Here is a 22,282-nt window from a genome sequence, read left to right as displayed (position 1 = left end):
AATGCGCCACCGTGCCGACCTGTGAGTCGCAAAGTTCCAGCCGAGGTGTTCCATGGATATCATCGAAACGATCAAAGAGCAGATTGCCAGCAACACCATTCTGCTTTACATGAAGGGCTCTCCCAATGCCCCGCAGTGCGGTTTCTCCGCGAAGGCGTCCCAGGCCATCATGCAGTGTGGCGAGAAATTCGCTTACGTGGATATCCTGCAAAACCCGGAAATTCGCGCCAACCTGCCGAAGTACGCCAACTGGCCAACATTCCCACAACTGTGGGTAGCCGGTGAACTGGTCGGCGGCAGCGATATCATCACTGAAATGGCCGCTGATGGTTCGTTGCAAGCGCTGGTCAAAGACGCAGCAGTAAAAGCGGCAGCTCAGACTGAAGCTTGATGCTTGTGTAAAAAACCGCGCAATAAAAAGCCCCGCGTCTCCTACGAGAACGGGGCTTTTTTGTGCCTGCCGACTAAGGGTTATTCACCCATCTGCGATTGCAGGTAGTTCTCCAGGCTGACCTTGTCGATCAGGCCCAGTTGGGTTTCCAGCCAGTCGATATGTTCTTCCTGGTCTTCCAGGATATCTTCCAGCAGTTCGCGGCTGCCGAAGTCCTGGGTTACCTCGCAGTGAGCGATGGCGGCCTTGAGGTCGCTGTGGCTCTTGCGTTCGAAGCCCAGGTCGCTGCTGATCATTTCCTGGGTGTGCTCGCCGATGTTCAGCTTGCCCAGGTCCTGCACGTTCGGCAGGCCTTCCAGGAACAGGATGCGCTTGATCAGGGCATCGGCGTCCTTCATGGCTTTGATCGATTCCTTGTACTCGCGCTTGCCCAGCTTTTCCAGGCCCCAATCGTCATACATGCGCGCATGCAGAAAGTACTGATTGATCGCGACCAGTTCATTGCCAAGGATTTTGTTGAGTTGCTGGATGACTGAGATGTCGCCTTTCATGACTGGGGTCCTGCCCTTTATTCGCTGTATATAGGCCAGAGTTTGAGTGGCGAACCTCTAAGTGTCAAACCTAAGTAATTGAATAATAAATGAAAATTAATCTGAATAAGAATGTTTGAGTTCCGCGTCTTGGCCCTAACTGATTGAATTGCGGGCATAAAAAAGCCGGACACGAAGTCCGGCTCGTTAAAACACGCTCATTTAAGCGTGTGTAAATTCTGCTGAATAGGGGAGCGCGGCCTGGGCTGTTTGCAGCTGCGTCAGGGTTTCCCGTACCACTTGCTTGGCGAGGCAAGCACATTTACCGCATTGGCTGGCAACGCCGGTCGTTTCACGCACTTCCTTGTAGCTGCAGCAACCTTCGTAGATTGCTTCGCGGATTTGTCCGTCGGTGACGCCAGTGCAGAGGCAGACATACATAAGGGAGAACCATCGCAGGTTTAAGGCTTAAGTGCGATGGATCTTAATGTTAACGAGAATGATTGTCAAAGTTGTTTTGCAGTGCTGGGCAGTGACTTGGCCTGCGCGCTGACGAACGGTTTTTTCAGTGTATGATGGTCGGTCTTCACGAAGCGTGACCGCGTCACAGGCTTGTCGCTTATGCGCGGCAGACTCAAGGCCGGTCCTTTTACTTCAATCGTCACCCCTACATCAGGAGATATCCAATGAGCGTACTCGTCGGCAAACAAGCCCCGGATTTCGACGTACCAGCCGTTCTCGGCACTGGCGAAATCGTTGACAGCTTCAAGCTGTCTGAAGCCATCAAAGGCAAATACGGCCTGGTGTTCTTCTACCCGCTGGACTTCACTTTCGTCTGCCCTTCGGAGCTGATCGCTCTGGACCACCGCATGGACGATTTCAAGGCACGTAACGTTGAAGTGGTCGCGGTTTCCATCGACTCCCACTTCACTCACAACGCCTGGCGCAACACGGCCATCAACGATGGCGGCATCGGCAAAGTCAAATACACCATGGCTGCCGACATGAAGCACGACATCGCCAAGGCTTACGACGTTGAGTCCGAAGGCGGCGTGGCATTCCGTGGCGCGTTCCTGATCGACGACAAGGGCGTTGTGCGCTCCCAGATCATCAACGACCTGCCGCTGGGCCGTAACATGGAAGAGCTGATCCGTCTGATCGACGCCCTGCAATTCCACGAAGAGCACGGCGAAGTGTGCCCTGCCAACTGGAAAAAAGGCGACAAAGGCATGAACGCTTCGCCAGAAGGCGTTGCAGCGTACCTGACCGAGAACGCCGGCAAGCTGTAAGCCACGTTATCGGTACAAAAAAACCGGCCTGAGAAGGCCGGTTTTTTTATACGTGGGATTTAGCTTCAGTCGCTGAAGTCTTCCCAGCCGCCCATCTGTTTCCAACGGTTGACGATGCCGCAAAACAGCTCGGCAGTCTTTTCAGTGTCGTAGCGGGCCGAGTGGGCTTCGCGACCGTCAAAGTCGATACCGGCGGCCTGGCAGGCTTTGGCCAATACGGTCTGGCCGTAAGCCAGGCCAGCGAGCGTAGCGGTGTCGAAGCTGGAGAACGGGTGGAACGGGTTACGCTTCATGTCCAACCGCGCCACGGCGGCATTCAGGAAACCCAGGTCGAAACTGCTGTTGTGCCCCACCAGGATCGCGCGTTTGCAGCCATTGGCCTTCAACGCCTTGCGTACACCACGGAAGATATCGGTCAACGCCGCTTCTTCACTCACCGCCATGCGCAGTGGGTGATCGAGCTTGATCCCGGTGAATTCCAGGGCCGCTGCTTCGATATTGGCGCCTTCGAACGGCTCGACGCGGAAGAAGTGGGTGTGTTCTGCGAACACAAAGCCCTGTTCGTCCATGCCGATGGTCGTCGCGGCGATTTCCAGCAGTGCATCGGTGGCGCAGTTGAAACCACCGGTTTCTACGTCGATGACAACCGGCAGATAGCCGCGAAACCGCTCGGCCATCGGGTGACGGGAACCGCCACCGCTGTGCTCGTGTTCGTCATCGTAATGGTCTTCACTCACTTGCTTTCCTCCAGCAGGCGCCAGCGCAGTGTTTCACCGGCGCGCAGCGGGATAACAGTCAGCTCGCCAAATGGCAGGCTGGCGGGGGCGGTCCAGTCTTCACGAACCAGGGTGATGCGGTCGGTATTCGCCGGCAGCCCGTAGAAACGCGGGCCATTGAGGCTGGCGAAGCCTTCGAGTTTGTCCAGGGCGTTGCGCTGTTCGAACGCCTCGGCGTACAGCTCGATCGCCGCATAGGCGGTGTAGCAACCGGCACAACCACAGGCAGCTTCCTTGGCATGCTGGGCGTGGGGCGCCGAGTCGGTGCCGAGGAAGAACTTCGGGTTGCCGCTGGTCGCGGCGTCCAGCAGGGCCACCTGATGGGTGTTGCGCTTGAGAATCGGCAGGCAATAGAAGTGCGGCCGAATCCCGCCCACCAGCATGTGGTTGCGGTTGTAGAGCAGGTGATGGGCGGTGATGGTCGCGCCGACGTTGGCCGAGGCCTCGGTGACGAATTGCACCGCGTCAGCCGTGGTGATGTGTTCGAACACCACCTTGAGGGTCGGAAACAGCTCGACCACACGGCGCATATGCTCGTCGATGAAGATTTTTTCGCGATCGAATACGTCGACATCACCACGGGTGACTTCACCGTGGATCAACAGCGGCATGCCGACTTCGGCCATCGCTTCGATCGCCGGCAGGATCTTGTCGATACTGGTCACGCCGGAGTCGGAGTTGGTGGTCGCGCCCGCCGGGTAGAGCTTGGCGGCGTGTACGAAACCGCTGGCCTTGGCCTGGCGGATTTCGTCGGGCTGGGTGCGGTCGGTCAGGTAGAGCACCATCAGCGGTTCGAAGCGGCTGCCGGCCGGCCGTACAGCGAGGATGCGCTGGCGATAGGCGTCGGCTTCAGCGGCATTACGCACCGGAGGTACCAGGTTAGGCATGATGATGGCGCGGCCAAACGTGCGCGCAACATCGGCCACGGTTTGGGTTAACGCAGCACCATCGCGAAGATGAATATGCCAGTCGTCGGGACGCAGCAGGGTCAGGCGGTCGGACATTGGGGATTCCAGGCGGGTCAATCTGGTGGGAATGCTACCGGAAAAGACTCTTGCAGGCACTCGCTATCAAGTTTTGCAGGATGCATCCGATAGCCTTTGGTATGCCTTAACGATGTATGACGCTTTGAAGTGTTGTAGAAACCAGTGGAGCCTCCCGTGCGCCAGCATTATTTAGCCCTGCTCAGTGTGTTTGCCAGCCTGCCTGCGATGGCCCTCACGTTTCAGACACGTCTGGAGAATATTGAGTGGAAGGTGGAGGGCGACAAATTCGAGTGCCGTTTGACCCAGCCGATCACGGATTTCGGCTCGGGCGAGTTCGTGCGCCGGGCCGGTGAGCAGGCGACATTCCGTCTGAAAGCCTATAACGGCTCGCTCGGCGCGGGATCGGCGACCTTGCTGGCGGCTGCTGCGCCTTGGCAACCGGGCCGGGGTGATATCAACCTCGGTGCCGTGCGTGTCGGCAGTGGCGACGTGTTGTTCAACAGTTCCCAGGCCCAGGCCGGGCGCCTGTTCAATGGCCTGCTTGAGGGGCGCAGTCCGACCGTGCGGCATTACGGGCGTGAAGGCGGCTATTCGGAAATTCGCCTGTTGCCGGTGAGATTCAACAAGGCCTACAACGACTATCAGCTGTGTACTACCAAGTTGCTGCCGATGAACTACGATCAGGTCAAGCAGACCGAAGTCGGCTTCCCCGGTGGCGGCATCGAGCTGGACGCATCGGCCAAGAGCAAGCTGGCGGTGATCGTTGAATTCATGAAAGCCGATCCGACGGTCAACCATATCGAATTGAATGGTCACTCCGACAATAGTGGCAATCGCCTGACCAATCGCGATGTCTCGCGCCGTCGCGCATTGGCGGTAATGGACTACTTCAAGGCCAACGGCGTGCAGGAATCGCAGATCACCATGCGATTCCACGGCGAAAGCTACCCCTTGGCGCCCAATACCAACGCCGCTAACCGAGCGCGCAATCGCCGCGTCAATATCCAGCTCGAACGCGTGGCAGCCCCCGAGAAGCCGGCGGCCCAGGCCGCGGGGCCGAGCAACCCCGCAGCCACGTCATAAGCTGCGACCATCGGTCGCCCGCTCGACATAATCTGTCGCTTTATCTTCATTTGCTGTCGCGCCCCTGTAATTTCGCGGTTTTGATCGGTAGAATCGTTGCCTTTCCGTAAAACCCCGTGGAGTGATGGCATGGCCGACGTAAACAAGGTCGTTCTCGCGTATTCCGGCGGCCTGGACACTTCGGTGATCCTCAAGTGGCTGCAGGATACTTATAACTGTGAAGTGGTGACCTTCACCGCTGACCTGGGTCAGGGCGAAGAGGTCGAACCTGCACGTGCCAAGGCGCAAGCCATGGGCGTCAAAGAGATCTACATTGACGACCTGCGCGAAGAGTTCGTCCGCGACTTCGTTTTCCCGATGTTTCGCGCCAACACCGTCTACGAAGGCGAGTACCTGCTGGGTACCTCCATCGCACGTCCGCTGATCGCCAAGCGCCTGATCGAAATCGCCAACGAAACCGGCGCTGACGCCATTTCCCATGGCGCCACCGGCAAAGGCAACGACCAGGTGCGTTTCGAACTAGGCGCCTATGCCCTCAAGCCGGGCGTGAAAGTGATTGCCCCTTGGCGTGAATGGGACCTGCTGTCCCGTGAAAAGCTGATGGATTACGCTGAAAAGCACGCAATCCCGATCGAGCGTCATGGTAAGAAAAAGTCCCCGTACTCGATGGATGCCAACCTGTTGCACATCTCCTATGAAGGCGGCGTGCTGGAAGACACCTGGACCGAGCACGAAGAAGACATGTGGAAGTGGACCGTCTCCCCGGAGAACGCTCCCGACAAGCCGCAGTATCTGGAACTGACCTACCGCAACGGCGACATCGTCGCGCTGGACGGCGTCGAAATGACCCCGGCCACCGTACTGGCGACCCTGAACCGTATCGGCGGCGAACACGGTATCGGCCGTCTCGACATCGTCGAGAACCGTTACGTGGGCATGAAGTCCCGTGGCTGCTACGAAACCCCAGGCGGCACCATCATGCTGCGCGCCCACCGCGCCATCGAGTCGATCACCCTCGACCGCGAAGTGGCTCACCTCAAAGACGAGCTGATGCCCAAGTACGCCAGCCTGATCTACACCGGCTACTGGTGGAGCCCTGAGCGTCTGATGCTGCAACAGATGATCGACGCTTCCCAGGCTCACGTGAACGGTGTTGTGCGCCTGAAGCTGTACAAGGGCAATGTGATCGTCACCGGTCGCAAGTCCGACGAGTCGCTGTTCGACGCCAACATCGCCACCTTCGAAGAAGATGGCGGCGCCTACAACCAGGCGGACGCAGCAGGCTTCATCAAGTTGAATGCACTGCGCATGCGCATTGCGGCCAACAAGGGTCGCAAGTTGTTCTGAGTGTTCCAGTCGAAATGAAAAGTGGCCCCTTGTTCAGGGGCCATTTTTTTTGCCCGCAAAAAGCACGACGGTCCTGATGTTTAAAGTTTTTTGCGGTTGTTTAAACTGTCTCGAGGGTTCGTCGTTCCAGAAAGTTGATACTTGGCGCGTCGGGGAATGAATTATTTACACCTGAACAGGAACTATGTCTTACAGAAAATTCACTCAAGGAAGTGCGGCGTAGATGTAAACCGAGGAAAGTTCTGTAGGAAATTTATGGTGTAAATGAATATGTTAAATGGAACTGAAGTCATCAGGTTTTTTTTACGCGTCCGTTCGTGTGATAGCGGCATGCAAGGGGCATTTCCTGAAACTGGTGTGCGCTGCGTTTACGACTGGCCCCCTAGCCACCGGATATTTCTCTCAAAATATGTGCGAGCCCGGAAAGGTCTGAAGGGCTCCATAAAACTCGAAACATCTGAGTTGGTGATTTTTTGTAGGTTAATTCCTATCTCGTTGTGGGTTGGGTCTCTGCTTGCTGTTGCTCGGGGTGGAACGCTATGCCAACTAGGAAACGACTAGGCTATTGTGCTTGCTCTGAATAATTCGAACAGCGAAATTGGACTTTCTCATGAATAAAGTGCTGATCGTGGATGATCATCCCGTCATTCGTCTTGCTGTGCGCATGCTAATGGAGCGTCATGGTTATGAGGTCGTTGCCGAGACCGATAACGGTGTCGATGCGTTGCAACTTGCGCGGGAACATATGCCGGACATTGTCATACTGGATATTGGGATTCCCAAACTCGATGGCCTGGAAGTTATCTGCCGGCTGTCGTCGACCAAGCAGGCCACACCGTTCAAGGTGCTGGTCCTGACTTCCCAGGCCCCGGGTCATTTCTCCATGCGCTGCATGCAAGCGGGGGCGGCCGGGTACGTGTGCAAGCAGCAGGACCTGACGGAATTGCTGAGTGCCATCAAGGCGGTGCTGTCCGGCTACAGCTACTTTCCGAACCAGGCGCTGAATTCGGTGCGTTCCACCATGGGCAATGCCAGCGAGGCCGACATGGTCGAGCGCCTTTCGGGGCGCGAGATGATGGTGTTGCAGCAACTGGCGCGCGGCAAAACCAACAAGGAAATCGCCGACGGCATGTTCCTCAGCAACAAAACCGTCAGCACCTATAAGACGCGGTTGCTGCTCAAGCTCAATGCCCGCTCACTGGTCGATCTGATCGAGTTGGCTCAACGCAATGGACTGGTCTAGAGGAGGGCGCCACCACATGGCTTGATAGCCAGGCGAATCGGCAGAAAAAAGCCTCCGTCAGGGAGGCTTCCGGCCGTTCTCGGCCGATCAGAGGTCGAAGTCGTAATCGGCCAGCTGTTTTTGCAAGCGTCGCTCTTCCAGAAGGTTGTCGATGGTGCGGCGTTTGCTTAGATTGGTCTTGGCCACCTCTACAGGTGTTTCCTCTCCACCGTCATCCGACTCAACAAGGTCATCTTCCACTTCCAGTTGTTCTTTGCCAGTGCTCATAAGGTTAACTCCGGGCTAAGACTGCCGTTGGCGCTCCTTATAACGATATTCCATGGGCGGGTAAAAAAGATTTTTTCAATCGATGGATCGAAAAACCAATGATCTCTCAATCGTCCGACGTCTTGTCCTTGTATTCGCACAGGTCTTCGATGCGACAGCTGCCGCAGCGCGGCTTGCGGGCCTGGCAAACGTAGCGTCCGTGAAGGATCAGCCAGTGGTGTGAATCGAGCAGATACGGCTTGGGGACAAACTTCATCAGTTGTTTTTCCACTTCCACCACATTCTTGCCGCGGGCAATGCCGGTGCGGTTACTTACGCGGAAAATGTGGGTGTCCACGGCCATGGTCAGTTGCCGGAATGCCGTATTGAGCACAACGTTGGCCGTCTTGCGGCCCACTCCCGGCAGAGCCTCCAGCGCTTCACGAGTCTGCGGCACTTCACCGTTATGCCGTTCGACCAGCAGGCGGCAGGTCTCGATGACATTCTTCGCCTTGCTGTTGTACAGACCGATGGTCTTGATGTATTCGGACAAACCTTCCACGCCCAAAGCATGGATCGCTGCCGGGGTGTTCGCCACGGGATATAGCTTGGCCGTGGCCTTGTTGACGCCAACGTCTGTGGATTGGGCCGAGAGAATCACCGCAATCAGCAACTCAAACGGCGTTGAGTAAGCCAGTTCGGTTTTGGGTTCCGGATTGTCTTCGTGAAGCCTGCGGAAAATTTCCAGGCGTTTTGCGGCGTTCATGGGGCAGGCGATTCCTTGCTGGAGGTCAGCGTGATTGTGAAAAATGGGCCCAGGCCTGCAACCCCGCGAGCAATAACCCGAGCAGGATAAACCCGGCCGGCATCAATTGGGTGGCGACAGTGGCGCGTAATAACCCCAGGATGATCATGAGTGCGGCGAACAGACCGACTAACCGTAGCTGCGCCTTGCGTTGGCTCGCCTCAAAGAAACCCTGATGTTCCAGGACGACGCATTGCACGCTGATCAGTGCGAGGTAGATGCCCAACTGCTGATACATCGGTAGCGCAAATGCCTGTAGCAATAACTGCGCACAGCTGACCAGCGTAGCGGCGACCGTCAGGCTGGCACCCAACCGCAGGGGCGTGCTCAGGCGTGAGCGCAGCGCGCGCATGGTCAGGCCGTAGAACGTCACGATCAGCGTCGACAACGCCAGGAAACTCAGGGCTTTGGGCAGGGTGTCAGTCACCCCGAGCAACGGCGCCAGCATCGATGCATTGGCCAGGCCAACGGCTTTAGTCATGGGGGGCGGGCTCCAGCAGGGATGAGCGGTGCTCGTCGAAATAGCGCAAAGCGTCGTGGACGGCACTGATCACCGCTCGGGAGGTGAGGGTGGCACCGGCTATTTGATCGAAGTTCGAGCCTTGCATGTCCGTGCGCGAACGCCCCTTGAATGAAGCCAGCCAAGGGTTGCCGGGCTCGCTGATATGCCCGCCCAGGCTTGGGGTTTCCGATTGCGCCAGGGTTTTGATTCCCAGCAGCTTGCCGTCGCGGTCGATGGCGATCAGCAGTTCGATCGGCCCAGCATAGCCACTGGTCGTCAAACGAAGCAGTACCGCGCTGGGTTGGCCCGACAGGGTCACCCGATAGCCACCCTGCAGTTGGCTCTCGGCCAGGGGCTGTGGGGCGATGATCAGCGGATGATCCAGTGGTTGGTTGTCATAGCGGTCGGCGGGTAGCAGGTCGCGCAGCGCCTGGCGTTGTAGCGCCTGAACCTGGCGGGCGGCATGATCGGCGGTCAGGTGCTGAAGGGCCAGGATCAGTGTGCCGCCGCCGATGGCGATCAGCAACGCCAGCAACATACCTCTGCTCGATTTCATCGGCTGACCGCCGGCTGTTTCGCTGCCACCAGGCGTTCCAGTGCCGGCACGGCCAGGTTCATCAGCAGCACCGCAAAGGCTGCACCGTCCGGGTAACCGCCCCACGTGCGAATCAGATATGTCAGCACGCCCACGCCCGCCCCGAACAGCAGCCGGGCCGTGGGGCTTTTCGGGCCGGAGACCGGCTCGGTGACGATAAAAAATGCACCGAGAACGGTGGCGCCGGTCAGCAGATGAAACAGCGGCGAGCCGTGGGAGTCAGAGCCCGAGCCATTCCAGCACAGCAAGCTGATCACAAAGAGGCTGCCCAGCATGCCCAGGGGCGCGTGCCAACTGAATACCCGCTGGCGTAACAGCCACAGACCGCCCGCCAGGAACGCCAGGCTCACCCACTCGCTGCCCTTGCCGCCGAAATGCCCAAATGCCGGGCTGCGAGCGAACAGTTCATCGATGGTCAGGCTCTTGTTCAGTCGCAGGGCATCCAGTGCAGTCGCCTGGGCCCAGGCATCGGGCGCGTTGCGGTGCAGGCCGAATATCTGTTGTACGCCGGCCAGCAGGTCCAGGCCGTGGGTGGCCGGCCAGTGCGTCATGAGTTGCGGAAAGGCCACCAGCATCAACGCATACCCGACCATGGCCGGGTTGAAAGGGTTGCGATGGCCGCCATACAGGTGCTTGCCCAGCAGCAGCCCACTGGCGACGGCCGCCACGCACAGCCACCAGGGGCAATAGGGCGGCAGTGCCAGGGCGAGCAAGGTGGCGCTGACCAGGCTGCTCAGATCGCTGCCACGCTGCCCTCGCAGGCTTTGCACGCCCGCATCTACCAACAGTGCGCAGCCCGCCGCCAGCAACAGATTGATCAACACGCCCCAACCGTATAACCAGAACATCGCCACCGCACCCGGCAGCGTCGCCAGCAACACCCGTTGCAGGGCCTGCTGAGGCTCAAGCGTGGCCATGGGCATCCACCTGGCGCTGTGCAGCGTCGAGCTTGTTTTGCGCCTCGGACAGTTGCTGTGGATCGGCGTTCTGATCCTGGGCTTTCTTCAATTCGGCGCGGCGCATTGCCAGTTGGATCTTGGCGCGCTTGAGATCGGCGCTGCTATCGGGGGCCGGTGTTGCGGGCGCGAGGTTCACCTCCAGGGCGGTTAGTGCTTGCTCTGCGGCTTCGAACTGTCGTTGCAGGACGATCAATTGCGATTGCTGTTCAAGGGTGGGCGGATGCCCGAATGCCTTCAAGGATTTGTGCAACTGCGCACGGCTCATCGCCATGTTGATCTTGGCTTTCTTGATCGCGGCATCCTGGGCTGCCTGGGCGGTATCGATCGGCACGGCGGCCACCGGCGCGGCACGCTTGGCTCGGGCCAGGCGTTCGGCCTGCTTGTGTTCTTCTTCTCGTTGCAGGCGCGCGTTTCGTTGCTCAAAGCGTCGTCGTGCGCGGTCACGCTTTAAGCCTCGCGCGCGGCGCTCGTGGTCGTTGGTCGCCAGGCCGCCGACAATCGGCAGCACCGTCGCCAGCGGGTGCATTTCGATGCAGTCGACCGGGCAGGGCGCGACGCACAGGTCGCAACCGGTGCATTCGTCGATGATCACGGTGTGCATCAATTTGGCTGCGCCGACAATCGCGTCCACCGGGCACGCCTGGATGCATTTGGTACAACCGATGCATTCGGCTTCGCGGATGTAGGCAATCTGTGGCGGCGCTTCGCCGTGGCTGGCGTCCAGCGTCAGCACCGGCACGTTCAGCAATTGCGCGAGTGCGCCGATCGTTTCCGGCCCTCCCGGCGGGCACTTGTTGATGGCTTCGCCTTGGGCAATGCCTTCGGCGTAGGGCTTGCAGCCCGGGTGCCCGCATTTGCCGCATTGGGTTTGCGGGAGCAGCGCGTCGATACGTTGAATCAGGTTCATGCTTTGATCATTGCGTTGAAACCCAGAAAAGCCACCGCCATCAGCCCGGCGCTGATCAGTTCGACCGGCAGGCCGCGGAAGGGCAGCGGAATGTCGTTGTCGGCGATCCGCTGGCGCAAGTCGCTGAACAGGCTCAGCACCAGCCAGAAGCCGAGCCCGGCGCCCAGGCTCAGTGCCGCCATGTGTGCCAGACCCTTGTCGTCTTCAATGCCCAGCAACACCACGCCCAGTACCCCGGCGTTGCCCAGTAGGAGTGGCCATAACCCCTCCGTCGGCAGTGTGGGGCGCAAGCGCGTGAGCAAGCCGAGCACCGGGCGGATCAGCAGCGCGGTCAGCGGTAAAAACACAAACAGTCGCAGGGCGGTCATCGCCAGCGGCTGCAGCAGGTAGTGGTCCAGCAGATAGCCCAGCATGCTGCTGACTGCCATCAACACGGTGGTGGCAATCCCCAATGCATGCACCCGCGAGCGTGAGTGCGCAGCCAACATCGGGTCGACGGCCAACGGCATCTGCAACACGAAGTTGTTGATCAGGGCGGCGCTGACAAGGGTGAGGAGCATATCGGTCATGGGCATGCCGGTTAAGCAAACAGGGCCTGATTATCCGGTAAGCGAGAAGGGGGTACTAGCTGAAAAGCCCTGTCGCCGCGACGACAGGGCTGTTTTGCAGGGCTTACTTGATGCGTTGACCCGGCTTGGCGCCGCTGTCAGGGCTCAGCAGGTAGATTTCTTCGCCGCCGGGGCCTGCCGCCATCACCATGCCTTCGGAAATACCGAACTTCATTTTCCGTGGCTTGAGGTTGGCGATCATCATGGTCAGGCGACCATTGAGCTTGGACGGGTCCGGATAAGCGCTCTTGATCCCGGAGAACACGTTGCGTTGCTCGTCGCCGATGTCGAGGGTGAGGCGCAGTAGCTTGTCGGCACCTTCCACGGCTTCGGCCTTGAGGATCAGCGCAACCCGCAGGTCCACGGCGGCAAAGGCGTCGAACTCGATCTCCGGGGACAGCGGCTCCTTGACCAGTTCGCCGTTGCCGGCCGGCGTCGATTCGCCGGTGTCTGTCGGGCTGGCGACCAGGTCTTCTTTCGAAGCGTCGCTCATGGCCTGGACTTTTACCGGATCGATGCGGGTCATCAGCGGCTTGAACTCATTCAACTGATGGTTGCTGAGCAAGGTGGCGTGATCGTTCCAGGTCAGCGGCGCGACGTTGAGGAACGCCTCGGCATCCGCAGCCAGCAACGGCAGCACCGGCTTGAGGAAGATCACCAACTGGCGGAACAGGTTGACGCCGGTGGCGCAGATGGCCTGGACTTCCGCCTGCTTGCCTTCCTGCTTGTTCAGCGACCACGGCGCCTTGTCGGCGATCCACGCGTTGGCGCGGTCGGCCAGGCCCATGATCTCGCGCATGGCGCGGGCAAAGTCGCGGGCCTCATAGGCTTCGGCAATGCTTGGCGCGGCGGCCAGGAACGCGTCAGTCAGGTCCGGCGCGGCATTCTCGGCCACCAGCACACCGGCGTTGCCCTTATGGATGAAACCGGCGCAACGGCTGGCGATGTTGACGACTTTGCCGACGAGGTCCGAGTTGACCTTCTGTACGAAGTCTTCCAGGTTCAGGTCGAGATCGTCGACGCCACGGCCCAGCTTGGATGCGTAGTAGTAGCGCAGGTATTCCGGCGACAGGTGATCCAGGTAGGTGCGCGCCTTGATAAAGGTGCCACGGGACTTGGACATCTTCTGGCCGTTGACGGTCAGGTAGCCGTGTACGTTGATGCCGGTCGGCTTGCGGTAGCCCGAACCTTCGAGCATTGCCGGCCAGAACAAGGCGTGGAAGTTGACGATGTCCTTGCCGATGAAATGGTACAGCTCGGCGGTGGAGTCCTTGCCCCAGAACGCGTCGAAGTCCAGCTCCGGCGTGCGGTTGCACAGGTTCTTGAAGCTGGCCATGTAGCCGATCGGGGCGTCCAGCCACACATAAAAATACTTGCCCGGCTCGCCTGGAATCTCAAAGCCGAAATACGGCGCATCGCGGGAGATGTCCCACTGTTGCAGCCCGGCATCCAGCCATTCGGCGATCTTGTTGGCGACGGCATCCTGCAGGGTGCCGCTGCGCGTCCAGGTTTGCAGCATCTGCTGGAAATCCGGGAGTTTGAAGAAGAAGTGCTGGGAATCCTTGAGCACCGGGGTGGCGCCGGAGATCGCCGACTTCGGGTCCTTCAGGTCGGTGGGTGCGTAGGTGGCACCGCATTTTTCGCAGTTGTCGCCGTACTGGTCCTCGGTGCCGCATTTCGGGCAGGTGCCCTTGATGAAGCGGTCGGCCAGGAACATTTTCTTTTCCGGGTCGAAATACTGGGTGATCGAGCGCGTGGCAATGTGCCCGGCGTCCTTCAACCGCAGGTAGATCTGACTCGACAGCTCACGGTTTTCGTCGGCGTGGGTCGAGTGGAAGTTATCGAAGTCCACCAGGAACTCGGCAAAGTCGGCGCTGTGTTCAGCCTGCACATTGGCGATCAGTTGTTCCGGGGTGATGCCTTCCTTTTCGGCGCGCAACATGATGGCCGAACCGTGGGCGTCGTCCGCGCAGACATAGATGCATTGATTGCCGCGATGCTTCTGGAAGCGCACCCACATATCGGTCTGGATGTACTCAAGCATATGGCCAAGATGGATCGAACCATTGGCATAGGGCAGGGCGCTGGTGACGAGGATCTTGCGTGGCTCGGACATTGGGGCTCGGCTACTTGATGAAACGGAGGTCGGTCACTATAAAGCGCCGGGAAATATATTTCACCCCGTGGCGCTGTTTCAGAATCTTCCCGGCCTGCGAAAGCATGCCGTTAAGCCGCTGGAACGGGTAGGATAGCCGCCTGTTTCAGTCAGTCTTTTTTCGGGAGTAGCCCATGAGCGCCGTCAATCGCGCAGCGGTGGAAGCCGTTCTTCGCCAATACACCGACCCCTATTTGAACCAGGACCCGGTCAGCGCCGGCTGTGTACGCGCCATCGAGGTCCAGGGCGACCAGGTGTCGGTCCGGATGGAACTGGGCTATGCCGCTGGCCTGTTCAAGAGCGGCTGGGCGCAGATGCTGCAAATGGCCATCGAAGGCCTCGACGGCGTGGGTTCGGCCAAGGTCGACATTCAATGTGTGATCGCCCCGCACAAGGCCCAGGCGCAGATCCCCGGTCTGGCTAACGTGAAAAATGTGGTGGCCGTGGCCTCCGGCAAGGGTGGTGTGGGTAAATCCACCACGGCGGCCAACCTGGCGCTGGCGCTGGCGCGCGAAGGCGCTCGCGTGGGGATTCTCGACGCGGATATCTACGGCCCAAGCCAGGGCGTGATGTTCGGCATTGCCGAGGGCACACGCCCGAAAATCAAGGACCAGAAGTGGTTCGTGCCCATCGAGTCGCTGGGTGTGGAAGTGATGTCGATGGCGTTCCTGACCGACGACAACACACCGATGGTATGGCGTGGGCCGATGGTCTCCGGCGCCTTGCTGCAACTGGTCACCCAGACCGCCTGGGGCGATTTGGACTACCTGGTGATCGACATGCCGCCAGGCACTGGTGATATCCAACTGACCCTGGCACAAAAAGTCCCGGTGGCCGGTGCGGTGATCGTCACCACCCCCCAGGACCTGGCGTTGCTGGACGCGAAGAAAGGCGTGGAAATGTTCCGTAAGGTCAACATTCCAGTGCTGGGCGTCGTGGAAAACATGGCGGTACACATCTGCTCCAACTGCGGCCACGCCGAGCATCTGTTCGGCGAGGGGGGCGGCGAGAAACTGGCCACCCAGTACGGCGTCGAGTTGCTCGCCTCGCTGCCGCTGGCAATGGTGATTCGTGAACAGGCCGATGGCGGCAAACCGACAGTGGCTGCCGAGCCAGACGGCCAGATCGCCATGGTTTATCAGGAGCTGGCGCGTCACGTGGGCGCGCGGATTGTGCTGCAGGAAGCGGCTGCTCCGGCCATGCCGACAATTACAGTCAGCGACGACTGAGCCAGTCGTAGGAAACAAGCCTCGAATTTGTCGGGGCTTTTTCTTGTCCGCAGAACGGCCAGGCATTGCTTGCTGCGCTCTTACACAGTTGCTCGTGTAAGCATTTGCTTACTTTCACGTAAGTGTTTGGTTTTTTTAGCGCTGCCGGACGTCTCGAATTGTCTGGCTATATTTCTAATTAATTGAAATATAACAATTATTTATTGGCTTTCGAGCGCGATTGCTCGGCAGGCGGCGGTTTGGATTGCGTTGTACTTCCCTGGGAACTGGCTACTATCTGCCCTGTGTCCACGGATTGACACAGCCATCAAGGAACGATGGTTTGAAGGAACGTCGCAGGATGCGATTCATCAGGATGATGAAAAAGGAATACAGGGACTAGGGAAAAAATGTGGGCGGGTCATACCGCCCCTTTTTTTGCCTGCAGAAAAGTAAAATGCCTGCCCCATAACGCAAAAAAGGCCCACAAAGGGCCTTTTTATTGGACAGCGGCGCTGTCAGCGCTCGAGATCTTTGATCTTGCCTTTCACACCATCCCACTCTTCCGCATCCGGCAGCGACTCTTTCTTCTCCGTGATGTTCGGCCAGATTTCCGCCAGTTCGACGTTCAACTGGATAAATTCCTGCATATCTTCCGGGACCTCGTCCTCGGAGAAAATAGCGACGGCCGGGCATTCAGGTTCACACAGGGCGCAGTCAATGCACTCGTCCGGGTGGATGACCAGGAAATTCGGGCCTTCGTAGAAGCAGTCCACCGGACAGACTTCTACGCAGTCGGTGTATTTGCACTTGATGCAGTTGTCGGTGACGACGAAGGTCATTTCTAATTTTCTCCTCAGGCGGCGGCAGCGAAACCCCTTATGGTGGGGCCCGCGAGGTTTGAGAGCGATAGTCTGCGGACCAGGCTAAAAAAGCCCGCAGCATCCCAAACCGCGCGAGATAATATCAGCTTGCAAGCGTCTGCGTTAGATCCGTGTCTTCAGTGTGTAGAGCATTTCCAGCGCTTTTCGCGGTGTCAAGTCGTCCAGGTCAAGTTTTGCCAACTCATCCAGCACCGGATGGGGCAGGCTGGCAAACATATCGCTCTGGTGTGGCGCGCTGGATTTGCTGCTGGCCTTCTTCGGGCTGGTGACCACGGTTTCGTGGGGCAGGGCAGTGGCCTCCAGGCGGCTGAGGTGCTCGCGGGCGCGGGTGATCACGTCGTTCGGCACACCAGCCAACTGCGCCACGGCCAGGCCGTAACTCTGGCTGGCCGGCCCTGGCAACACATGGTGCAGGAACACGATACGCTCGTTGTGCTCGGTGGCATTGAGATGCACGTTGGCCACCAGTGGCTCGCTTTCCGGCAGCACGGTCAGTTCGAAATAATGGGTGGCGAACAGCGTATAGGCGCGCAGGTGCGCCAGGCGCTCGGCCGCCGCCCAGGCCAGGGAAAGGCCGTCGAAGGTGCTGGTGCCGCGGCCCACTTCGTCCATCAGCACCAGGCTGCGCTCGGTGGCGTTGTGCAGGATGTTCGCGGTTTCGCTCATTTCCACCATAAAGGTCGACCGGCCACCGGCGAGGTCATCGCTGGAACCGATCCGCGTGAAGATGCGATCCACCAGGGACAGCTCGCAACTGGCCGCCGGTACAAAGCTGCCGATATGTGCGAGCAACACGATAAGTGCGGTCTGGCGCATGTAGGTGGATTTACCGCCCATGTTCGGACCGGTGATCACCAGCATGCGGGTATCGTCATCCAGCGACAGGTCGTTGGCGACGAACGGCGTGGTCAATACCTGCTCCACCACCGGGTGGCGACCCTGAACGATGCGCATGCACGGCTCGCTGACAAACCGCGGGCAGTTCAAGTCAAGGTTCAGCGCACGTTCGGCCAGGTTGCTCAGCACATCCAGTTCCGCCAGTGCGGCGGCGGTGTCTTGCAACGGCGCCAAGCGGCCGATCAAATCTTCGAGCAGCGCTTCATACAGCATCTTCTCCCGCGCCAAGGCGCGGCTCTTGGCCGACAGCGCCTTATCTTCGAACGCTTTCAGCTCGGGGGTGATGAAGCGCTCGGCACCTTTTAGGGTTTGACGACGTTGATAGTCGATGGGCGCCTGCTCGGCCTGCTTGCTCGGCAATTCGATGAAGTAGCCATGCACGCGGTTGTAACCGACCTTCAAGTTGGCCAGGCCGGTGCGCGCTTTTTCGCGGGCTTCCAGGTCAATCAGGAACTGCCCGGCGTTCTCGCTCAGGGACTGCAGTTCATCCAGTTCGCTGTCATAACCAGTCTTGAGCACGCCGCCGTCACGAATGATCGCCGGCGGGTTGTCGATGATGGCTTTTTCCAGCAGCGCCGCCAGGTCCGGGTAGGTGCCGGCAGTTACCGAAAGTTGTTGCAGGTGTGGCGTGTCCAGTTCGGTCATCGCCACTTGCAGTTGCGGCAGGGCGCTCAAGGCATCACGCAGACGCGCCAAGTCACGGGGCCGCGCGTTGCGCAGGCCGATCCGCGCCAGGATGCGCTCGATATCGCCGATTTCTTTCAACTGCGGCTGCAGCTTTTCGAAGCGATAGCCGTCCAGCAGGCAGGTAATCGACGTCTGCCGCGCTTGTAATACTGTCAAATCCCGCAGCGGGCGGTTCAGCCAACGGGTCAGCAAGCGGCTGCCCATGGCGGTCTGGCAACGGTCCACCACCGATTGCAGAGTGTTGTCGCGCCCGCCGGCCAGGTTGGTGTCCAGTTCCAGGTTGCGACGGCTGGCGCCATCGAGCACGACGGTGTCGTCCAGACGCTCATGGCGCAGGCTGCGCAAGTGCGGCAGGGCGGTGCGCTGGGTTTCCTTGGCATAGCTGAGCAGGCAGCCGGCGGCGCCGATGGCCAGGGTCAGGGTTTCGCAACCGAAGCCCTTGAGGTCCTGCACGGAGAACTGCTGGCACAGGCTTTTCAGCGCCGAATCACGCTCGAAATCCCACGGTGCGCGACGCTTGGTCCCACGACGACGTTCCGCCGGCAGGTCCTTCGGCCAATCATCCGGGATCATCAGCTCCACCGGATTGATACGCTCCAGCTCCGCCAGCAGGTTCTCCCAGCCTTTGGTCTCCATCACGCTGAAGTTGCCACTGGTGATATCCAGTACCGCCAGGCCGAACAGCCGCTCATCGCCGAGCACCGCAGCGATCAGGTTATCGCGACGCTCATCCAGCAGCGCCTCATCACTCACCGTCCCCGGCGTAATAATGCGCACCACCTGACGCTCCACCGGCCCCTTGCTGGTGGCCGGGTCGCCGATCTGCTCGCAGATCACCACCGACTCGCCCAGCTTCACCAGCTTGACGAGGTAGCCTTCCAATGAATGGTAAGGAATCCCACACATCGGAATCGACTGCCCCGCCGACTGCCCACGCGCGGTCAGGGTGATGTCCAGCAACTTGGCGGCCTTCTTCGCGTCTTCGTAGAAGATCTCGTAGAAATCGCCCATGCGATAGAACATCAACTGATCAGGGTGCTGGTTTTTCAGGCGCCAGTACTGCTGCATCATTGGGGTGTGGCTGGACAGATCGGAAGTGTTTTTACTCATCAGATAATTAGCGAATTCGTTAAAAGGAGTGGGGCAAAGGGGGCGCTTGGCCCAGCTGATTTTGCGATGGCGGCAAGGTTAACACGCGAGGTCGACCGTTCGCAGGCCCGCTCAAAAGTCACGGAAAATGCATAAAAATGCATAGTCAATGCAAATTAGCATTTGCCAAGCCTGAAATCTGTCGTCACTATCCGCTTTATGCAAAAACGCAACGTTTCTATCGTCTTAAGAGAGCTGCTGGACCGCGACCGGATCTCCCCCACGGAGCTTCACCGGCGTACCGGCGTGCCTCAATCCACGCTGTCCCGGATACTCAGCGGCAAGATCGTTGACCCCTCGGACAAGCACATCTCCCGCATCGCCGAGTACTTCCGCGTCAGCACCGACCAACTGCGCGGGCGCGCGGCGGTGGGCGTTTCGCGGGATGACGGGCGCGACCCGACGCATTCGGAACTCAAGGACATAAGCCTGTGGGATGACGACACCCCCGTGAATGACGACGAGGTGTCGATCCCCTTTTTGCGTGAGGTTGAATTGGCTGCTGGATCAGGAAGATTCGTCATCGAGGAAAGCGAAAAAGCTAGCCTGCGGTTCGGCAAGCGCAGCCTGCGACATAACGGCGTGCAGTTCGACCAGGCCAAGTGCGTGACAGTGCGCGGCAACAGCATGTTGCCCGTGCTGCGTGATGGCGCGACGGTGGGGGTGAATGCGGGCAAGAGCGCGATTGGCGACATCGTCGATGGCGACTTGTACGCCATCAATCACAATGGCCAGTTGCGGGTCAAACAGCTCTATCGCTTGCCTTCCGGGATTCGCCTGCGCAGTTTCAACCGCGATGAACACCCGGACGAGGACTACAGCTTCCAGGACATCCAGGATGAACAAATCAGCATCCTCGGTCATGTCTTCTGGTGGGGCATGTACGCCCGTTAACCTTCTTGCGTAAGACGAAGCCCGCCAATGAGCGGGCTTTTTTTCGTCTGTTGAAAGGCATCAAACCCTTTGCTAGCAAGGCTCTAAATGCATCAGTGCATTTTCATGCTGAAAATAAATGCATTTGTGCATTGACTGTATATGCATACATGCATATTCTTTGTCTCAAGCCGGCCAACAAGGCCTGGTGGAGGCGGCAAGGATGCTGCCAAGGACGACAAGGAAGGCACGCAACATCGGCACGGACGCCATCGAAGCGATGGCAGGGATGCCAAGCAACACCGGCAAGGATGCCGACGCTCTTTAGTTTCACCGTTTTACAAGAACAGGCAGCGATGAACCGGCCTTAACGGTTCAGAGGGTTGGCAACTGACCCGGGTGTGCAGCGTAAAGCACCAGAAGCAGTTATCCGGCAGACAGGGATCGTGGTCGGAAAAACATTGAGGAAAGATCCGTACCGCGCCAGTAGCGCCGAAAGATCGAGGGCCGCATTACTGAAAAGCCCGGGTAACCGGGCTTTTTGGAATGCCTACCTATAAATGGATTTACCCGAACACCGGCATTCTGCCGGCATTGCTCAGCCAGGAGGCGTGACATGACAAACGAGCAGCAAGCGTTAGCGGAAATGCCTATCTGGCTGGTGATCGTACTGGCGCTGATCGGCGGAGTTTCCGGCGAAATGTGGCGCGCCGACAAGGAGGGCGCCCGTGGTTGGTCGCTGATCCGGCGCCTGGCGCTGCGGTCTGGGGCGTGCATGGTGTGCGGGGTCTCGGCGTTGATGCTGTTGTACGCCGCCGGTATGTCGATCTGGACTGCCGGCGCCCTCGGTTGCCTGACCGCCATGGCCGGTGCGGACGTTGCCATCGGCCTTTATGAACGTTGGGCGGCCAAGCGCATTGGCGTAAACGAGGCCCCGCCCTCCCGCCCGGATCAGCAGTAACCGCTGCAAGGACGCGACTGATGACATTTATCGAAAAACCTTCCCAACTGCCCATCGCAATTGGTGAAGCGCTCAAGGGCGCCTTCCCACAATTGCGCGTGGGCAATCACCAGGACTTCCAGGGCGCCGGGGATAAAACCGGCGTGCTGATTACTGTGGAACGCAACGGCCCCGGCGTTCGATCCCTTGAAGGGCGCAAGGCCCATGCACTGTCGGTGTCACTCATGGCCAGGGTTGCCAGCGGTTCGGCGCCTTACGACGCCTGCGACCTGGCCAGCCAATTGATGGATTTGGCCCTCGATAATCGCTGGGGCCTGCCGGCGGATCAGTGCGACCTGCCAACCGCCATCGTCGCGGCGCCGACCCTACAGGGCAGTGCCGAAACGGACTACGACACCTGGACAGTGTCCTTCACCCAAAACATCTACCTCGGCCCGCCGTTACTCGAAGATCCCACCGGAAAACCTCTGTTTGCCTGCACGTGGGAAGTCTCGAATATCGACGATCCTGACCAATACCGACCATTGCAGGAGTAGTCCATGTTCGATGCGCTGTTACGCATGCAACTGGAACCGATCGTCCAGCGTCTGGCGGAAATGGAGGTCCAGCTCGAAGAGCGACACGCGCCTCCCGTCAGTGGCCTTGTAGTGCCTGCCTACACCACCACCGGCGGCGTAGCTCATGCAGCCCCGCGAGCCCGACTTGACCCGGCGCATGCTCAGCGAATTGTCGCCATCACCGACGACGGTGATAACGCCGTGATCGCCTTGCGTGCCTGCCAGGCGTATGTGCGGGCCATCGCGCGTTAGTGTCTTGAGGCACGCTGCAACTTGCATGGCTGATGGGCTCCTGTAGGGTAGGCAAACGCCCGCCCACTCCAGGAGACGACTGTGAAAGAAATCACCCCACTTGCCGCTGAACTGGGTCGACGTTTACAGGTGCTCAATGCCCATGTCACCACTGCCGAGTCGTGTACCGGTGGCGGCATCGCCGAAGCCATCACGCGGATACCCGGGAGTTCGGCGTGGTTCGAAGCGGGATATGTCACCTATTCCAACCGGCAGAAGACTCGGCAACTGGATGTGCCGGAGGAACTGTTCGGAAAAGTGGGGGCCGTCAGCCGCGAGGTGGTCGAGGCCATGGTCAGGGGCGCCCAGGAAAAAAGCCTGGCGCGCTTTGCCGTGGCGGTCAGCGGCAAGTG

General features: G+C 59.2%; 23 protein-coding genes and 2 pseudogenes. 11 read left to right on the top strand and 14 right to left on the bottom strand.

The window, feature by feature from the left end:
• Positions 1 to 52: 52 nt before the first annotated feature.
• The gene (grxD, locus tag L9Z73_RS03255; RefSeq protein WP_247396293.1) at positions 53 to 391 is read left to right on the top strand and encodes a Grx4 family monothiol glutaredoxin; all 339 of its coding nucleotides are present in this window, start codon (positions 53 to 55) and stop codon (positions 389 to 391) included.
• Between the two features lie 80 nt (positions 392 to 471).
• Here the strand turns inward: grxD and bfr are convergent, their stop codons facing one another.
• A complete protein-coding gene (bfr, locus tag L9Z73_RS03250; RefSeq protein ID WP_247396289.1) occupies positions 472 to 942 on the bottom strand; it encodes a bacterioferritin in 471 nt (156 codons plus the stop codon).
• Positions 943 to 1,143: 201 nt separating this feature from the next.
• On the bottom strand, positions 1,144 to 1,362 hold the full coding sequence (locus L9Z73_RS03245) for a bacterioferritin-associated ferredoxin (protein ID WP_010564137.1): 219 nt from the start codon (positions 1,360 to 1,362) through the stop codon (positions 1,144 to 1,146).
• A 245-nt stretch (positions 1,363 to 1,607) separates the two neighbouring features.
• On the opposite strand from L9Z73_RS03245, the gene L9Z73_RS03240 reads away from it, so the two are divergent.
• On the top strand, positions 1,608 to 2,210 hold the full coding sequence (locus tag L9Z73_RS03240; RefSeq protein WP_247396286.1) for a peroxiredoxin: 603 nt from the start codon (positions 1,608 to 1,610) through the stop codon (positions 2,208 to 2,210).
• A 65-nt stretch (positions 2,211 to 2,275) separates the two neighbouring features.
• Here the strand turns inward: L9Z73_RS03240 and rnt are convergent, their stop codons facing one another.
• Entirely contained in the window at positions 2,276 to 2,947 is a 672-nt protein-coding gene (gene rnt, locus L9Z73_RS03235) for a ribonuclease T (protein ID WP_247396283.1), read from the bottom strand.
• Positions 2,944 to 3,990 (bottom strand): dihydroorotase, encoded by a 1,047-nt coding sequence (pyrC, locus tag L9Z73_RS03230; protein WP_247396280.1) that lies wholly within the window; start codon positions 3,988 to 3,990, stop codon positions 2,944 to 2,946. The genes rnt and pyrC overlap by 4 nt, the downstream gene beginning before the upstream one ends.
• Before the next feature lie 156 nt (positions 3,991 to 4,146).
• Here pyrC and L9Z73_RS03225 point away from each other — a divergent pair, with 156 nt between their 5' ends.
• From L9Z73_RS03225 to L9Z73_RS03215, 3 genes are all read left to right on the top strand, one after another.
• Complete coding sequence (locus L9Z73_RS03225; protein WP_247396276.1) at positions 4,147 to 5,055, top strand: flagellar protein MotY; 909 nt, start codon at positions 4,147 to 4,149, stop codon at positions 5,053 to 5,055.
• 129 nt (positions 5,056 to 5,184) lie between these two features.
• Positions 5,185 to 6,402, top strand: coding sequence for an argininosuccinate synthase (locus tag L9Z73_RS03220; RefSeq protein WP_017738284.1), 1,218 nt, complete (start codon positions 5,185 to 5,187; stop codon positions 6,400 to 6,402).
• 610 nt (positions 6,403 to 7,012) lie between these two features.
• Positions 7,013 to 7,645: a response regulator transcription factor gene (locus tag L9Z73_RS03215; RefSeq protein WP_017844627.1), complete on the top strand. Its 633-nt coding sequence runs from the start codon at positions 7,013 to 7,015 to the stop codon at positions 7,643 to 7,645.
• 87 nt (positions 7,646 to 7,732) lie between these two features.
• Here L9Z73_RS03215 and L9Z73_RS03210 read toward each other — a convergent pair whose 3' ends face one another.
• The 8 genes and pseudogenes from L9Z73_RS03210 to metG all read right to left on the bottom strand — a co-directional run bounded on the left by L9Z73_RS03210 (position 7,733) and on the right by metG (position 14,383).
• Positions 7,733 to 7,912 carry a PA3496 family putative envelope integrity protein gene (locus tag L9Z73_RS03210; RefSeq protein ID WP_247396274.1) on the bottom strand — a complete coding sequence of 60 codons (180 nt, stop codon included), beginning with the start codon at positions 7,910 to 7,912 and terminating at the stop codon, positions 7,733 to 7,735.
• Between the two features lie 106 nt (positions 7,913 to 8,018).
• The gene (gene nth / locus L9Z73_RS03205; RefSeq protein WP_247396271.1) at positions 8,019 to 8,657 is read right to left on the bottom strand and encodes an endonuclease III; all 639 of its coding nucleotides are present in this window, start codon (positions 8,655 to 8,657) and stop codon (positions 8,019 to 8,021) included.
• A 25-nt stretch (positions 8,658 to 8,682) separates the two neighbouring features.
• Positions 8,683 to 9,177 carry an Rnf-Nqr domain containing protein gene (locus L9Z73_RS03200; RefSeq protein ID WP_247396268.1) on the bottom strand — a complete coding sequence of 165 codons (495 nt, stop codon included), beginning with the start codon at positions 9,175 to 9,177 and terminating at the stop codon, positions 8,683 to 8,685.
• Entirely contained in the window at positions 9,170 to 9,754 is a 585-nt protein-coding gene (locus tag L9Z73_RS03195; protein ID WP_247396266.1) for an RnfABCDGE type electron transport complex subunit G, read from the bottom strand. Before L9Z73_RS03195 ends, L9Z73_RS03200 begins: the two co-directional genes overlap by 8 nt.
• A complete protein-coding gene (locus L9Z73_RS03190; protein ID WP_247396263.1) occupies positions 9,751 to 10,710 on the bottom strand; it encodes an RnfABCDGE type electron transport complex subunit D in 960 nt (319 codons plus the stop codon). Before L9Z73_RS03190 ends, L9Z73_RS03195 begins: the two co-directional genes overlap by 4 nt.
• Positions 10,711 to 11,266: 556 nt before the next feature.
• Positions 11,267 to 11,638, bottom strand: a pseudogene (gene rsxB / locus L9Z73_RS31380) (electron transport complex subunit RsxB); the annotation flags it as partial.
• Between the two features lie 17 nt (positions 11,639 to 11,655).
• Positions 11,656 to 12,228: an Rnf-Nqr domain containing protein gene (locus tag L9Z73_RS03180; protein ID WP_247396257.1), complete on the bottom strand. Its 573-nt coding sequence runs from the start codon at positions 12,226 to 12,228 to the stop codon at positions 11,656 to 11,658.
• Positions 12,229 to 12,331: 103 nt separating this feature from the next.
• Entirely contained in the window at positions 12,332 to 14,383 is a 2,052-nt protein-coding gene (gene metG / locus L9Z73_RS03175) for a methionine--tRNA ligase (RefSeq protein WP_247396254.1), read from the bottom strand.
• A 173-nt stretch (positions 14,384 to 14,556) separates the two neighbouring features.
• Here metG and apbC point away from each other — a divergent pair, with 173 nt between their 5' ends.
• Positions 14,557 to 15,651 (top strand): iron-sulfur cluster carrier protein ApbC, encoded by a 1,095-nt coding sequence (gene apbC / locus L9Z73_RS03170; protein WP_247396250.1) that lies wholly within the window; start codon positions 14,557 to 14,559, stop codon positions 15,649 to 15,651.
• Positions 15,652 to 16,148: 497 nt separating this feature from the next.
• Here apbC and fdxA read toward each other — a convergent pair whose 3' ends face one another.
• Both fdxA and mutS read right to left on the bottom strand, forming a co-directional pair.
• Positions 16,149 to 16,472, bottom strand: coding sequence for a ferredoxin FdxA (fdxA, locus tag L9Z73_RS03165; RefSeq protein WP_003222178.1), 324 nt, complete (start codon positions 16,470 to 16,472; stop codon positions 16,149 to 16,151).
• 144 nt (positions 16,473 to 16,616) lie between these two features.
• Complete coding sequence (gene mutS / locus L9Z73_RS03160; protein ID WP_247396248.1) at positions 16,617 to 19,208, bottom strand: DNA mismatch repair protein MutS; 2,592 nt, start codon at positions 19,206 to 19,208, stop codon at positions 16,617 to 16,619.
• A 198-nt stretch (positions 19,209 to 19,406) separates the two neighbouring features.
• Between mutS and L9Z73_RS03155 the strand changes: the two genes are divergently transcribed.
• From L9Z73_RS03155 to L9Z73_RS03135, 5 genes and pseudogenes are all read left to right on the top strand, one after another.
• On the top strand, positions 19,407 to 20,141 hold the full coding sequence (locus tag L9Z73_RS03155; protein ID WP_247396245.1) for a LexA family transcriptional regulator: 735 nt from the start codon (positions 19,407 to 19,409) through the stop codon (positions 20,139 to 20,141).
• Positions 20,142 to 20,736: 595 nt separating this feature from the next.
• A complete protein-coding gene (locus L9Z73_RS03150) occupies positions 20,737 to 21,081 on the top strand; it encodes a phage holin family protein (RefSeq protein ID WP_247396242.1) in 345 nt (114 codons plus the stop codon).
• A gap of 20 nt (positions 21,082 to 21,101) precedes the next feature.
• Complete coding sequence (locus L9Z73_RS03145; RefSeq protein WP_247396239.1) at positions 21,102 to 21,617, top strand: hypothetical protein; 516 nt, start codon at positions 21,102 to 21,104, stop codon at positions 21,615 to 21,617.
• A 48-nt stretch (positions 21,618 to 21,665) separates the two neighbouring features.
• A pseudogene (locus L9Z73_RS03140) lies at positions 21,666 to 21,890 on the top strand (lysis protein); the annotation flags it as partial.
• Positions 21,891 to 21,971: 81 nt separating this feature from the next.
• On the top strand, positions 21,972 to 22,282 hold a 311-nt coding region (locus tag L9Z73_RS03135), incomplete at its 3' end, for a CinA family protein (RefSeq protein ID WP_247396237.1).

Origin of the sequence: Pseudomonas emilianonis (assembly GCF_023072625.1) — a bacterium.
Classification (GTDB): domain Bacteria; phylum Pseudomonadota; class Gammaproteobacteria; order Pseudomonadales; family Pseudomonadaceae; genus Aquipseudomonas; species Aquipseudomonas paraveronii.
The sequence above is the reverse complement of the archived record's forward strand: the minus strand, read 5'-3'. Positions and strand labels throughout refer to the sequence as shown.